The sequence below is a fragment of the Planctomycetota bacterium genome (genome assembly GCA_035574235.1).
In the GTDB taxonomy this organism is placed as follows: domain Bacteria; phylum Planctomycetota; class MHYJ01; order MHYJ01; family JACPRB01; genus DATLZA01.
In genome coordinates, this window is sequence record DATLZA010000026.1 from 1 (window position 1) to 13,652 (window position 13,652).

Below are 13,652 nucleotides of genomic sequence, written 5' to 3' on the forward strand. Positions count from 1 at the left end.
ACCCGCCGGCTCCGAAACGGAGCGCCTCCCTCTTCATCCGGGCTCGACCGCCCGCTTCGCCCATTTCCTGCTCCGGGTCGCCGACGACGGAACGCTTCAGGTCCTCGACGCCCGCGGGGCGCCGTGCGCCGATTTCCCGGGCCTCGCCCCCGGCGACCGCCGCAACTGGCAGGAGCTGGCCCTCACCGTCCTGGAGACGGACGGCGGCCGCCGCCTCGTCGAGGCGCGCCTCGAAGCCGGCGCCCCCTGTCGCGGTCCCGGCCTGTACCGGAAGCTGCGCGAAGGCCTCCGGATCGAATTCCCGGGCGGCCGCGCCCTCGTCGTGCGCCGCTGGAGGCCGCAGGAACCCGCGCTCGAGGTGGACATCGAATCCGACGGCGCCGTCCGGACCGAAACCCTGCGGGGACCGGCCGAAACGACGGCGGCCGGACTGCGCCTCGGCCTGGAACGGGATCCCTCAACGGGCTGGGCTCTCCGCGCGGCCGAAGCGCGTTGACCGGAACTTTGCCGGCGGACGAACGGTTTAACGGGAGTAGACCTGCCGGAGGAAACCTCCATGCGGTGGTTCGCCCTTGCGCTGGGACTCGTCGGCCTGGCCCCGCAGTCGGAACCGGACCCGCGTCCCAACATCCTTTTCTGCATCGCCGACGACTGGTCCTGGCCGCACGCCGGCGCGTACGGCGACCGCACCGCCCGCACCCCGAACTTCGATCGCGTGGCCCGCGAAGGCGTCCTCTTCACCCGCGCCTTCTGCGCCTCCCCCTCCTGCACCCCCTCCCGCGCGGCCATCCTCACCGGGCAGGCCATCCATCGCCTCGAGGAAAGCGGGAATCTCTGGAGCACGCTCCAGGCGCGGTTCGAGGTCTACCCGGACCTTCTCGAAAAAGCCGGCTATGCGGTGGGACTTCAGGGAAAAGGATGGGGCCCCGGCGACTTCCGGCCCGGCGGACGTTCCCGCAACCCGGCCGGTCCGTCCGTCAAAAACTTCGCCGACTTCCTCAGGAGCCTCCCGGCCGGAAAGCCCTTCTGCTTCTGGTTCGGTTCGGGCGACCCTCACCGGCCCTACGAGCGGGGCTCCGGCCGGGCGGCGGGATATAAGCTCGAGGAGGTGTCCGTTCCCCCGTATCTTCCGGACACGCCCGAGGTGCGCGAAGATCTCCTGGACTACTATTTCGAGGTCGAGCGCTTCGACCGCCAGGTGGGCGAACTGCTCCGGGCGCTCGAGGCTTCCGGCCGGGCCTCGAACACGATCGTCGTCATCACCAGCGACAACGGCATGCCCTTTCCGAGATGCAAGACGAACCTTTACGATTCGGGCTCCCGGATGCCGCTGGCGATCCGCTGGCCCGGACGCGTCCAGGGCGGCCGCACGGCGGAGCCGTTCGTCAGCCTCGCGGATCTCGCGCCCACGTTCCTCGAGGCCGCCGGCCTGCCCGTTCCGGCCTCGATGACCGGACGGAGTCTTCTGCCCCTCCTCGAGGGCCGCCCCGATCCCGCGGACCGCACGCGCGTCTTCCTGGGGCGCGAGCGCCACGCCAACGTCCGCAAAGGCGACCTGAGCTATCCCGCCCGGGCCGTCCGCACGGCCGAGTGGCTCCTCATCCGCAACTTCAAGCCCGACCGCTGGCCCGGCGGCGATCCCGAAAAACACGTGGCGGTCGGCCCCTTCGGGGACTGCGACAACTCCCCCACCAAGGAGCAGATCCTCGCCCGCCGCGACCAGGATCTGGGACGCTTCTTCCTTTTGGCCTTCGGCAAGCGTCCCGCGCGCGAGCTCTACGACCTCGCGCGGGATCCCCACCAGATCGAGAACGTCGCCGAGCGCCACCCGGACGTGGTCGCGCGCCTGGAAGCCGAGCTCCTCCGCTGGATGTCCGAAACGAAAGATCCCCGCGCCGCCGATCCCGACGACGACCGGTGGGACCGCTTCCCCTATTACGGAAAGTGAGCCCGCGCGGCGCTCCCCGGCCTATAATAGGCAGGTCATGGCGCTGATCGTCAACGGCGAGCGTATCGACGAGGAAATCGTCCGGCAGGAATTTTCCGGCATCAAGTCCCACCACGCCCACCGCGGACAGGTGTCCTGCTGCGAACGCGACGACGAATTCCGCCGCCTGGCGGTCGATAACGTGGTCGCCCAGACCCTCCTGCTCCAGGAGGCGCGGCGGACGATCCCTCCCGTGCCGGAGGCGGAGGTCGAGGCGGCGCTTCGCCGAATCCAGGAAGAACACGGCGGTCCGGAAAAGTTCTACGCCGCCTTCCAGCTCACGCCCGACGACGAACCCCGGATCCGCCGCGACCTCGAAGCGCGCCTGCGGGTCGAGAAGCTGATCGAGCAGGTGGCCGGCGCCGGCCCGGAGCCGACGCGCGAGGAACTCGAAGCCTACTACGCCCGGAACCTCGAGCGCTACCGGACGGCCGAGCAGGTCCGCGCGTCGCACATCCTGAAGAATCCCGGCCGCGGCGAGGATCGCGCGCGCGCCATGGAGCTTCTGCGCGGCCTGCGGGAGCGGGCCCTGGCGGGCGAGGACTTCGAAGCCCTGGCCCGGGAGCACTCCGACCGGGCCCGGCGCGACGGCGCCTCCGCCCCCGCCGGCGAAGGAGACGGCATCGATCTCGGCTGGTTCGCGCGCGGCGAGATCCTGGAGGAATTCGAGGCGGTCGTCTTTTCGCTGCGCGAAGGGGAGGTCAGTCCCGTTTTCGTCTCCCCCTACGGCTTCCATCTGGCCAAGCTCACCGGCCGGCGTCCGCCGGAGCCGGTCCCCTTCGACCGGATCCGCGACCGCGTGCGGGAGGACTTTCTCGCCGAACGGCGGGACGAGCGCCTCCGCGCCCTGCTCGCGGAGCTGCGCGGAAAGGCCACGATCGAAGAGGTTCCGGATCCGGCCTGACGGTGTCGAGGCCCGGGGTCAGGCCCGAACCTTGGCGGGAACCGCGTCCAGCCAGAGATCGCTCGCGCGGCCGGCCCGCAGGAGCGGGTACGCCAGGCCCGCGATCATGGCCGCGTTGTCCGTGCACAGGCGAGCGGGGGGGAAATACGTCCGGATCCCTTCCCGTTCGGCGCGGGCCGTCATCTTCTCGCGCAGCCGGCGGTTGGCGGCCACCCCGCCGCCCACCGCCAGCCGGCGCGCCCCCGTCCGCGCGCACGCCTTGAAGGATTGCTCCACCAGCACGTCCACCACCGCCTCCTGGAACCCCGCCGCGACGTCGGCCTTCTCCTCCTCCGTGAGCGCCATCGGCCCGCGGGCGTCCTGGCCGCGCGCCCGGTAGAGCACGGCGGTCTTGATCCCGCTGAAGCTGAAGTTCAGTCCCTCCGGCAGCGTCCGCTTGAACGTCTCGCGGGAGGGATCCCGGCCCCGCGAGAGACGGTCGATGATCGGCCCGCCGGGAAATCCGAGCCCCAGGATCTTGGCCACCTTGTCGAACGCCTCCCCGGCCGCGTCGTCCGTCGTGGCCCCCAGCAGCTCGTGGTCGATCTCGCCGCGCGAAAGATAAAGGCTTGTGTGGCCGCCCGAAACGACCAGGCTCACGCACGGATATTCGAGATCGGGAAAAGCGAGCTTGGCCGCGTAAAGGTGGCCGTGCAGATGATCCACCCCGACGAGGGGCTTCCCGGCGGCCAGCGCCAGCGCCTTGGCGAAGGAAACGCCGACGAGGAGCGCCCCCACGAGCCCCGGCGCCGACGTCACCGCCACGGCGTCCACGTCGCCCGGGCCCATCCCGGCGTCCCGGAGCGCCTTTTCCACCACGGGATGAATCGTCTCGATGTGCGCCCGGCAGGCGATTTCCGGAACCACGCCGCCGTAGATCCGGTGAAGATCGATCTGGGACTGAACGACGTCCGACAGGACGGTCCTCCCGTCCTCCACGACCGCCGCCGCCGTTTCGTCGCAGGACGTCTCGATCCCGAGGATTCGCATGTTACTCGTCCGAAGGCGGGGGCCGGGGGACGAGGCGCTCGCGCACGGCGGGCTCGCGCCCTTCGAGCCGGGCGCGCAGAACCTCCAGGGCCGCCTCCAGCTGATGATCCGGCAGGTCGGGTCCGTCCTTCGGGCGGGCGGCCCCCTTGACGATCCGCTCTTCCACCCAGCGCTTCTTGAGCGCGTCGTACTCCTCCCGGGTCATCTCCACCCGGTAATCCGGATCGATCCCGTAGTCCTTCTTCCCGTTCTCCCGATGAACGCTGGTCCCGTGGGGAGTGAAGTACCGCGCGGTCGTCAGCTTCAGCGCCCCGCCGCCGGGAAGCTCGAAGGGCGTCTGCACGGACCCCTTGCCGAACGTCCGGGCGCCGACCAGGACCCCCCGCCGGTGGTCCTTCATCGCCCCCGCGAAAATCTCGCTGGCGCTGGCGGACCCTTCGTTGACGAGCACGACCAGGGGCAGCGGCGGAAGCGTATCCCCCTTCTGCGCCTGGAACGTCCGCTCGTCCTCGGGAGTCCGGCCGCGGGTGGTCACGATCACGCCCTCGTCCAGAAACCGGTCCGCCAGCTCGACGCATTCCGTCAGCAGCCCCCCGGGGTTGAACCGCACGTCCAGAACGAGCGCCCGGGCCCCCTGGTCGAGGAGTTTCTTCACCTCCTCGTCGAACTGTTCGACCATCTTGTCCGTGAAGTCGCTGATCCGGACGTATCCGATGCCGCCCTCGAGCATCCGGGCTTTGACGGCCTTGACCACGATGATCCGGCGCACGAGCTTGACCTCGAACGGCTCGCGACCCGGCCGGTAGAGCGTCAGCGTCACGGGGGTCCCCGGCTCCCCCTTGATCCGGCGGACGATCTCCATCAGCGCCATGCCCTTGACGGGCGCGCCGTCCACCTCCCGGATCTGGTCCCCGGGGAGCACGTCCGCCTCGAAGGCCGGCGTGCCCTCCACGGGCGTCTCGACGACCGGATATCCCGAAGCGCGATCCAGGCTCAGCATGATCCCGACGCCGCCGAATTTTCCCTCGAGCTGGGACTCCCGGAATTCCCGGTATTCCCGCGCGGTGAAATAATCCGAGTACGGATCGAGCCGGGAGACCATGCCCTCGAGCGCCCCATCCACGAGCGTCTCCGGGGGCACGTCCGCGTAATAGCGGTCCCGGACGCGCTCCAGCGCCGCCCGGATCTTGACGAGCTCGGGCGCGGAGGCCGCCCGGCCCCAGCGCAGGTACCCGAGCGACATCCCCGCCCCGAATCCTCCCAGGGCGAAAGCCAGGGCCACCGCCGGCAGGAGAGCCAGGACGAGCGACCGCCTGCGTTCGTTCATGCGCCGTTCCTCTCGAGCGCGTGGATTATAGCACGGTAGGGTATAATAAGCTCGGACGGCAACCCCGGGGCGGGCTTACTGGAGAGGGGAGTCCTTCATGAGGCCGGCAACCGTGACGGGAATCGGATCCGATACCACACGCTTCGAGCGCGGACGCGTTCCAGACTTCCTCCGGCTGATCGACGAGCTGCGGGCCCTGAAAACCCGGCTCATGGGCCTGGAGCTGGCGCGCCTCGAGGAGGAATACGACCAGCAGCGGACCGCCGCCGCCAAAGCCGCCGAAAAACGCGCCCGCACGGGGGCTCCCGAAGAGATCCTGCGCCTTCAGGCCGAAGCCCGCCGCATCGTGGACGCGGAGCTCGAACGCTCCAAGGAAATCCTCAACGCCCGCTATCAGAAGGTGGACCTCGGCCTGACCGCCCTGGGGCAGTTCCTCCAGACGGTCGGCCCCCTCAAGGAATGGGAATCCCGCCTGGCGGCGCAGGAGGACAGGCTCCGCAAGCTCGAAGACGAGATCAACATCCGCCGCAAGGTCATGACCCGGGAGCAGGAGGAGCTCGAGCGCGACCGGCAGCTCCTGGCCGCGGCGGAGGAGTCCTTCAAGAAGCGCTCTCAGGAACTCGAGGCCCGGCTCGCCCAGCTCGACGTCGTCGCCCGGGCCAAGCAGCTCGACGAGATCCAAAAGGACCTTGAGGGCAAGATCGCCGCCTACGACGCCGAGATGACGGCTCTCGTGCGGGCGCGCGAGGAAATGAACCGGGATACGGAGCTTCTCGGCCGCCGGCGCGCCGAGCTCGACGCGGAAGCCGAGCGCCTGCGCGAGGAGCGGCGGCAGATCGAACAGACCAAGGCCGCGCTCGCCCGCGAAGTGGCCCGCGAGCTGGGCGCGGCTCTGGAGAAGTTCGCGCTGAGCCTCCTGGAAGGCTCCCGCCCGCGCGTTTAGCTCAGGCCAGGAGCGCCGGAATCACCCGCGCCGGTTCCACCCCCGTCAGGCGCGCGTCCAGCCCCTGATGCTTGACCGCGAACTTCTCGTGGTCGAATCCCAGCAGGTGCAGGATCGTCGCGTGCAGGTCCCGGATGTGGACCGGATCCTTCACGATGTTGTAGCTGAAGTCGTCCGTCTCGCCGTAGATCGTCCCTCCGCGGGCGCCTCCGCCGGCCATCCACATGGTGAAGCAGCGCGGATGGTGATCGCGGCCGTAGTTGTCCCTGGTGAGGCCCCCCTGCGAGTAGATCGTCCGGCCGAACTCGCCGCCCCACAGCACGAGCGTGGAATCGAAGAGGCCCCGCTGCTGAAGGTCCCGGATCAGGGCGTAGCACGGACGGTCGATGTCCCGGCACTGGCTGGGCATGCGCCCGCCGAGGTTCCCGTGGTGGTCCCAGTTGTTGTGGTAGATCTGCACGAACCGCACGCCGCGCTCCACGAGCCGGCGGGCCAGGAGCACCGAATGCGCGAACGTCCCGGGCTTGCGGGCCTCCTCGCCGTAGAGGGCGAACGTGCTCTCCGGCTCGCCTTCGATCCGCGTAAGCTCCGGCACGGAAGCCTGCATCCGGAAGGCCATCTCGTACTGCGAAATCCGCGTGTGGGTTTCCGGGTCGCCCACCTTGCGGTAGTTCATCTCGTTGAGCTGCCGCAGCCCGTCGAGCGTGAGGCGGCGGACCTCCGCCGGCACGCCCGGCGGATTGTTGAGGAAAAGGATCGGATCCCCCTGGCTGCGGAACGACACTCCCGCATGCTCGCCCGGCAGGAAGCCCGACGACCACAGGCGCGCCGAGATCGCCTGCTCCTGCTCGCGATTGGACGGCGTCGCCACGAGCACCACGAACGCCGGCAGGTTGGAATTCAGCGAACCCAGCCCGTAGGAAACCCACGCCCCCAGGCACGGCCGCCCCGGCAGCTGGCTGCCCGTCTGCATGTAGCAGATCGCCGGCTCATGATTGATCGCCTCCGTGTGCATGGACCGGATCCAGCAGATGTCGTCCACGCACTTCGAAAGCCACGGCAGAAGCTCGCACACCCACATGCCGCACTCGCCGTGGCGCGCGAAGGCGTACTTCGACGGGGCGATCGGGAAGCGCGCCTGCCCGGACGTCATCGTGGTCAGGCGCTGGCCGCCGATGACCGAGGGCGGCAGGTCCTTGTCGAACATCTCGAGCATCCTGGGCTTGTAGTCGAAAAGATCCATCTGCGCGGGACCGCCCACCATGTGGAGGTAGATGACGTTCCGCGCCTTCGGGCGGAAGTGCGGCCCGAGGCGCCCCCCGGACGCTCCGTCGCGCGCCTCCGCGCCGGACCGCTCGCCCATCAGAAGCGCCAGCGCGGCCGTGCCGAGGGCGTTGGCCCCCTTCGCCAGAAACTGACGCCGCGTCTCCGACCGGATCCACTCGCGCCACGCGTCCATGCGCCGCCTCCGCCTCTACTTGTTGAGGAACTCGTCGAGATTCAGGATCTGGTTGGCCGCCATCGTCCAGGCCGCCGCCTCCGCCGGATCCAGCGCGGGATCCGCCGGATGCTCCCCCACTCCGAGGAGCGCCCGGGCTCCCTCCGGACGGGCCCGGTAGTGCGCCCGCAACCCTTCCAGCGTCCGCAGCACGACGGCCGCCTCGGCCGCCGAAAGCGGGCGCGCCAGAGCCCGCCGCGCCAGGACGTCCAGAACCGCCGCGTCCCCCGCGCCCCGCGCCTGCCGCAGCGCCCGCTGCGCCAGCGCCCGCGCCGCCTCCACGAACTGCGGGTCGTTCAGGGTGACCAGCGCATGAAGCGGCGTGTTGGTCCGCTCCCGCCGCAGGCACGACACCTCCCGCGAGGGCGCGTTCAGGATCTCCATCGACGCCGGCGGGGCGTGCCGCTTCCAGAACGTATAGAGGCTCCGCCGGTAGAGCGCCTCCCCGCCGTCCCGCCGGTAGAAACGCGTGTTGCTCTCCGGCATCGCCACCGCCTCCCAGACCCCTTCGGGCTGATAGGGCTTGACGCTGGGACCGCCGATCTTCGCCGACAACAGCCCCGCCGCCGACAGAGCCGCGTCCCGGATCATCTCCGCGTCCATCCGGAACCGCGGTCCGCGCGAGAGGAGCCGGTTGGCCGGATCCTTCCGGAGCTTCTCCGGCGTCGCGGCCGAATCCTGCCGGTAAGTCGCCGACGTCAGAAGCAGCCGGAAGATCTTCTTGACGTCCCAGCCGCCGTCGCGAAACTCCACGGCCAGCCAGTCCAGAAGCTCCGGATGCGAAGGCGGCTCCCCCGTGGCGCCGAAGTCCTCGCTCGTCCGGACGATCCCCGCCCCGAAGACCTCCTGCCAGAACCGGTTGACGATCACCCGCGGCGTGAGCGGGTTTTCCGGCGACACCAGCCAGAGCGCCAGCCCCAGCCGGTTGCGCGGGGCTCCTTCCGGAAAGGGATGAAGCGCCGCGATCCCCGCGGGCCCCACCTTCTCCCGCGGCTTGTCGTACTCGCCGCGGAACAGGATGTGCGCCATGGGCATCGAGCCCTTTTTCTCCTCCTGAATGTGCGCCACCGCGGCGCGCTTGCGGATTTCCTCGCGCTCCTTCTCGAGCGCCGCCCGGCGGTCCTCGAGGCGGCCGAGCTCGGCGTCTCCCGCCGCGCGCGCCTCGAAGATCCGGTCCCGATCGGCCGCCGCCCGCTTCTCGACCGGAGCCGCCAGGAACGCCCGCGCCGCGGGCTGGGCCGCCAGCCGCGCCACCTCGGCGGGCCCGAGCGCGCGCCCGTAGAGGCGCACGTCCTGGACGCGCACGTCCGAGGCCCCCTGGCCGCGGCTGCGCCGCCCGATCCGGAACGGGACCTCCGCGCGGGCCGTCTCCTTCAGCCCGTTCTGCTCGACCTGGAGGCGCGCGGCCTTCCCGTCCACGTAGATCCGGAAGCCCGCCGCCGTCCCCGAGCCGTCGTACGTCACGAAGACGTGGCGCCACTGCTCGCGCTTCGCCTGGCCGCCCGTCGTGACCACCTTGATCGCCCGATCGGGCCAGCGATGAATGAGGTGAGCGCCGAACTCGTTGCCCTGGAGCCAGAGATCCCAACCCCGATAAGCGTTGCCTTCGTCCATCCGGGCGAAGACCGCCCCCGAGCCGCCGAACCCCTTCCCCACGCGCACCCAGGCGCCGTACGAGAAGGGCGCCGACCCGTCGAACGCCCCCACGTCCCCGGGCGCGTCGAAGACCGCCTCGCCGTCGAGCGCCAGCGCCGGCCCGAGCGGGCCCCCCGCTTCCCAACGCGCCTTCTTCGGCCCGGTCAGATCGACGCGGGCTCCGCCGACGAGCGCCGAGGCCGGCCCCTCCTCCGCGGCCGACGCCGGCGGCAGGTGGAACAGCGGCTCTCCCAGCCCGGCGATCCCGGCGTCCCACTCCTCCGGCCGCGCCTTCGCCGCCCAGGCGTCGAACTCGGCGCGCAGCGCCTTTTTCCGTTCCGCCGCCGCGGCGCGCGCCTCTTCGATTTCACGGGCCAGTTCGCCCCAGCGCTTCTCGTCCGCCGGCCGCGGAATCACGAGCACCGGCGGCGTGTCCGGAATGTTCCCGTCGAGCGCCCCCTGCGTCGTGTTGCGGAAGAACGCCGCCAGGGAGTAGAAGTCCTTCATCGTGACGGGATCGAACTTGTGGTCGTGGCAGACGGCGCAGTTGGCCGTGAGACCCAGCCACACCCAGGAGGTCGTCTCCACGCGGTCCCGCGCGTAGTTGGCCAGATTCTCCTCGGGGATCGTCCCGCCCTCGTTGGTGGTGATGTTGCACCGGTGGAATCCCGTGGCGACGAGCTGATCCCGCGTGGCTTCCGGCAGGAGATCCCCCGCGATCTGCTCGACCGTGAACCGGTCGAACGGCTGGTTGCGGTTGAACGCGGCGATCACCCAGTCGCGATACGGCCACATCTCGCGGTAGTTGTCGAAGTGAAGGCCGTGCGTGTCGGCGTAGCGCGCGGCGTCCAGCCAGTACCGCGCCCGATGCTCGCCCCAGCGGGGCGACTCCAGAAGCCGGTCCACCAGGCGCTCATAGGCGTCCGGCGCGGGATCGTTCACGAACGCCTCCACGAGGTCCGGCTCGGGAAGAAGTCCCGTGGCGTCGAGCGACACCCGCCGGGCCAGCGTCCGGCGGTCGGCTTCGGGCGCGGGCGAGAGCCCCTCCGCCTCCAGACGCGCCAGGATGAAGCGGTCGACGGGATTGCGCGGCCAGCGCTCGTTCCGCACCGCCGGAAGCGGCGGACGCACGGGCTTGATGAACGACCAGTGCGGCTCCCAGACGGCGCCTTCGGCGATCCAGCGGCGGATCAGCTCTTTCTCTTCGGGCTTCGGCCGCTTGTGCGCCTTGGGGGGCGGCATGACGAAGTCCCGCTCCCGGCTGACCATGCGCTGATAGAGGGGGCTCGCCTCGGGTTTGCCCCGGACGACCACCGGTCCCTCGGCCCCTTCCCGGGTTCCGAACAGCCCCTCCTCCCGGTCCAGACGCAGCCCCGCCTGTCGGCTGGCGGAGTCGGCGCCATGGCAGGCCAGACAGTATTCCGCCAGGATCGGCCGGACGTCGCGATTGAACCTCACCGGCGCGGGCCGCGAATTTTCATCCGGCCGCGCCGGCGAACCCGGCGGCGCCGAAAGCGCGATCGCCGCCGCCCCCATCGCTCCGAGGTGGAGTGCCCGCAGACGTGGAATCACCGGCTCGCCTCCCAAGTCCGGATCGGACGACCTTTCTCTATAAAGTTAGCCGTTCGCGCCGGTTTCGGTGGGCGAAAAGCGGACTAATCCGCCAGCCGGACGCCCGTCACGCGGGCGCCGACCTGCTCGGGAACTTCGTCGATGTCGAAGGGCTCCGGGACGAGGACCGTGAACCGCCGCGCCTCGCCCGGAGCCAGGGGTTTGGCGTGCGGGCCGGGATGGAACGAGTTCACGAGCACCGGATAGGCGACGTTGAAGGTCGGCCGGGCCTTGAGATCCTCGAAGACCGGCTTCCCCGACCCGTTCGCGTGAAAGACCAGAAGCTCCACCTCCCAGAGCGTGCGATCGCCGGCGTTGACGACTTCGCCGGACACCGGGACGAAGCCCTTCTGCGGTTCGCCGCGCGAAAGGCCGCGGACCTCCACGCGCGGGAGGTAGTCCACCTGGGCTTTCTGCGCGCCGGCTTCGCCCATGCGGACCACGCGGAAGCCCACGAAGCGCGCGTCCGTAAGCCACCACAGGCTGCGCGGCCGGTTGGGGTCGCGGGAGTACCACTCGCCGAGCACGAGCTGCCGGCGCGCGAAGCGGACCGCCGACGCGGGCGTATCCCAGGCCCCGCCGCGAAGAACGGGGTTGTATTCGCCCGGCTGGAAGGGCTCCAGGCAATACTCCCACACGTTGCCGAGCATGTCGTAGAGACCGAACGCGTTCGGCGCCCGCGTGCCCACCACGTGCGTCTTGCGGCCGCTGTTCTCGGCCACCCAGGCGGCCTCCAGGAGCTTTTCCGGCTGCGGTCCGGACGCCCCCGCCCGAGCGGCGTGCTCCCATTCGGCCTCCGTGGGCAGCCGGAACTTCTGCCCCGTGCGCTTGGAGAGCCACAGGCAGTAACCCACGGCCGTATGCCAGCGCATCCCGACCGCGGAGTGTTTTCCGGTGCCCATCTCGCCGTTCGGCGGCTCGTAGGGGCTCGAAGGGCGGGTGATGCCGTCCACGCGGCCGCGCTCCCGCCGCTCGAAGAACTCGGCGAACGCTTCCCAGGTGACTTCCGTCCGCGCCATCCAGAACGGCACCAGATCCACTTCCCGCGCCGGTCCCTCGGCGGGATCCCGGCCGGGCTCGTCGGGGAGGCTGCCGATCCGGGATCGCCCGCCGGGAACTTTCACGATCTCGAACCGGTAGGGCGTCTCGCCGATCTCGACCGTCTCGGATTGCGTCGCGGAAGCCGCACACAGAAGCCATGCCAGGTGCATCATAGGGCCTTCATCCTCTAAGAACGCTCACCGGAGCGCCACCGGCCGCCGGAGATCGGCGTACAAATGATAGCGCCCGGATTCCCCGATGCTATCATGGCCGGGCCCATTGGAGGAACACTCGATGCGTCGATCCCACGATCCCTCCCGCCGCCGCTTCCTCAAGGCCGCCGGCGGCGTGGCGGCGGCCTCCGCGCTTCCGGGCGCCGCAATCCCCTGCGTCCATCCCGCCGGGAACGAGGAGCTTCAGGCGGCGCTCATCGGCTGCGGCGGCCGGGGCACCGGCGCCGCGATGGACGCGCTGTCCACCCAGAGCAAGCTCGGCCCGATCAAGCTGGTGGCCATGGCGGACATCTTCCCCCAAAGGCTCAAGCGCAGTCTTTCCCAGATCCGCGACGGATACGCCGCGCAGGTGGACGTCCCCGAGGACCGGCAGTTCATCGGCCTGGAGGCGTACCAGAAGGCCATGGACGCCGTCAAGCCCGGCGGGGTGGCGATCTTCGCCACGCCGCCCGCGTTCCGCTGGGTCCACTTCCAGTATGCGATCCAGAGGGGCCTGAACGTGTTCCTCGAGAAGCCCGTCACCGTGGACGGTCCGACGAGCCGGCGGATGCTCCAACTGGCCGATGAGGCGGACAAGAAGGGTCTCAAGGTCGGCGTGGGCCTCATGGTCCGGCACTGCCGCGGCCGGCAGGAGCTTTACGAACGTCTCCGGGGCGGGGAGATCGGCGAGATTCTGATGCTCCGGGCGTATCGCATGCACGGGCCCGTGGGCTACGCCTTCTCCGGACCCAAGCCTCCGAACATGAGCGACTTCCTGTACCAGATCCAGCGCTTCCACAGCTTCCTCTGGGCCAGCGGAGGCCTCTTCAGCGATTTCTACATCCATCAGGTGGACGAGTGCTGCTGGATGAAGGGGGCCTGGCCGGTCAAGGCCCACGCCACCGGCGGCCGCCACTACCGCGGCGACGCGATCGACCAGAACTTCGACTCCTACTCGGTCGAATACACCTTCGCCGACGGCACCAAGTTCTTCCTCGACGGCCGCACGATGAACGGATGCCACAACGAGTTCGCCAGCTACGCGCACGGCACGAAGGGTTCCGCCGTCATCTCGACCGCGGGACACACCCCCGGCAAGGTGCGCACGTTCAAGAGCCAGCGCATGAAGGACGAGGACCTGATCTGGGCTTATCCGCAGCCCGAGCGCAATCCCTACCAGCTCGAGTGGGAGGACCTCATCGAGGCCATCCGTCAGAACAAGCCCTACAACGAAGTCCGGCGCGGCGTCGAGGCGAGCCTGGTGACCTCCATGGGGCGCATGGCCGCCCACACGGGGCGCGTCGTGACCTACGACGAGATGCTCAACTGCCCCCACGAGTTCGCCCCCGGGCTCGACAAGCTCACGAGCCCCGATTCCCCCGCGCCCCTTCAGCCCGGTCCGGACGGCAAGTACCCGATCCCCGAGCCGGGAATCAAGAAGGACCGGGAATACTAGGTGGATGCC

General features: G+C 69.9%; 10 protein-coding genes. 5 read left to right on the top strand and 5 right to left on the bottom strand.

Annotated elements, in window-relative coordinates:
* From VNO22_02160 to VNO22_02170, 3 genes are all read left to right on the top strand, one after another.
* Positions 1–496, top strand: a 496-nt coding sequence (locus VNO22_02160) for a hypothetical protein (protein ID HXG60154.1), incomplete at its 5' end; no start/stop codon positions are given.
* A 60-nt stretch (positions 497–556) separates the two neighbouring features.
* Positions 557–1,948, top strand: a complete 1,392-nt coding sequence (locus VNO22_02165) for a sulfatase (protein ID HXG60155.1) — start codon at positions 557–559, stop codon at positions 1,946–1,948.
* A 37-nt stretch (positions 1,949–1,985) separates the two neighbouring features.
* Complete coding sequence (locus VNO22_02170) at positions 1,986–2,891, top strand: peptidylprolyl isomerase (protein ID HXG60156.1); 906 nt, start codon at positions 1,986–1,988, stop codon at positions 2,889–2,891.
* A gap of 18 nt (positions 2,892–2,909) precedes the next feature.
* Here the strand turns inward: VNO22_02170 and tsaD are convergent, their stop codons facing one another.
* Together tsaD and VNO22_02180 are read right to left on the bottom strand one after the other, a co-directional pair.
* Complete coding sequence (gene tsaD / locus VNO22_02175) at positions 2,910–3,920, bottom strand: tRNA (adenosine(37)-N6)-threonylcarbamoyltransferase complex transferase subunit TsaD (protein HXG60157.1); 1,011 nt, start codon at positions 3,918–3,920, stop codon at positions 2,910–2,912.
* A gap of 1 nt (position 3,921) precedes the next feature.
* Entirely contained in the window at positions 3,922–5,247 is a 1,326-nt protein-coding gene (locus VNO22_02180; GenBank protein HXG60158.1) for a S41 family peptidase, read from the bottom strand.
* 97 nt (positions 5,248–5,344) lie between these two features.
* Between VNO22_02180 and VNO22_02185 the strand changes: the two genes are divergently transcribed.
* Positions 5,345–6,190, top strand: coding sequence for a hypothetical protein (locus tag VNO22_02185; GenBank protein HXG60159.1), 846 nt, complete (start codon positions 5,345–5,347; stop codon positions 6,188–6,190).
* Between the two features lies 1 nt (position 6,191).
* On the opposite strand, the gene VNO22_02190 is transcribed toward VNO22_02185, so the two are convergent.
* The 3 genes from VNO22_02190 to VNO22_02200 form a co-directional block, all read right to left on the bottom strand.
* Positions 6,192–7,649, bottom strand: a complete 1,458-nt coding sequence (locus tag VNO22_02190) for a DUF1501 domain-containing protein (protein HXG60160.1) — start codon at positions 7,647–7,649, stop codon at positions 6,192–6,194.
* A gap of 15 nt (positions 7,650–7,664) precedes the next feature.
* Entirely contained in the window at positions 7,665–10,895 is a 3,231-nt protein-coding gene (locus VNO22_02195) for a DUF1553 domain-containing protein (GenBank protein HXG60161.1), read from the bottom strand.
* An 83-nt stretch (positions 10,896–10,978) separates the two neighbouring features.
* A complete protein-coding gene (locus tag VNO22_02200; protein ID HXG60162.1) occupies positions 10,979–12,148 on the bottom strand; it encodes a formylglycine-generating enzyme family protein in 1,170 nt (389 codons plus the stop codon).
* 121 nt (positions 12,149–12,269) lie between these two features.
* Between VNO22_02200 and VNO22_02205 the strand changes: the two genes are divergently transcribed.
* The gene (locus VNO22_02205; GenBank protein ID HXG60163.1) at positions 12,270–13,643 is read left to right on the top strand and encodes a Gfo/Idh/MocA family oxidoreductase; all 1,374 of its coding nucleotides are present in this window, start codon (positions 12,270–12,272) and stop codon (positions 13,641–13,643) included.
* The last annotated feature ends 9 nt before the right edge of the window (positions 13,644–13,652 follow it).

Excerpts from the sequence above, each read along its gene's own strand:
- VNO22_02180 (HXG60158.1), bottom strand. The coding sequence starts at position 5,247 with ATGAACGAACGCAGGCGGTCGCTCGTCCTGGCTCTCCTGCCGGCGGTG.
- VNO22_02190 (HXG60160.1), bottom strand. The coding sequence starts at position 7,649 with ATGGACGCGTGGCGCGAGTGGATCCGGTCGGAGACGCGGCGTCAGTTT.
- tsaD (HXG60157.1), bottom strand. The coding sequence starts at position 3,920 with ATGCGAATCCTCGGGATCGAGACGTCCTGCGACGAAACGGCGGCGGCG.
- VNO22_02165 (HXG60155.1), top strand. The coding sequence starts at position 557 with ATGCGGTGGTTCGCCCTTGCGCTGGGACTCGTCGGCCTGGCCCCGCAG.
- VNO22_02185 (HXG60159.1), top strand. The coding sequence starts at position 5,345 with ATGAGGCCGGCAACCGTGACGGGAATCGGATCCGATACCACACGCTTC.
- VNO22_02200 (HXG60162.1), bottom strand. The coding sequence starts at position 12,148 with ATGATGCACCTGGCATGGCTTCTGTGTGCGGCTTCCGCGACGCAATCC.
- VNO22_02205 (HXG60163.1), top strand. The coding sequence starts at position 12,270 with ATGCGTCGATCCCACGATCCCTCCCGCCGCCGCTTCCTCAAGGCCGCC.
- VNO22_02170 (HXG60156.1), top strand. The coding sequence starts at position 1,986 with ATGGCGCTGATCGTCAACGGCGAGCGTATCGACGAGGAAATCGTCCGG.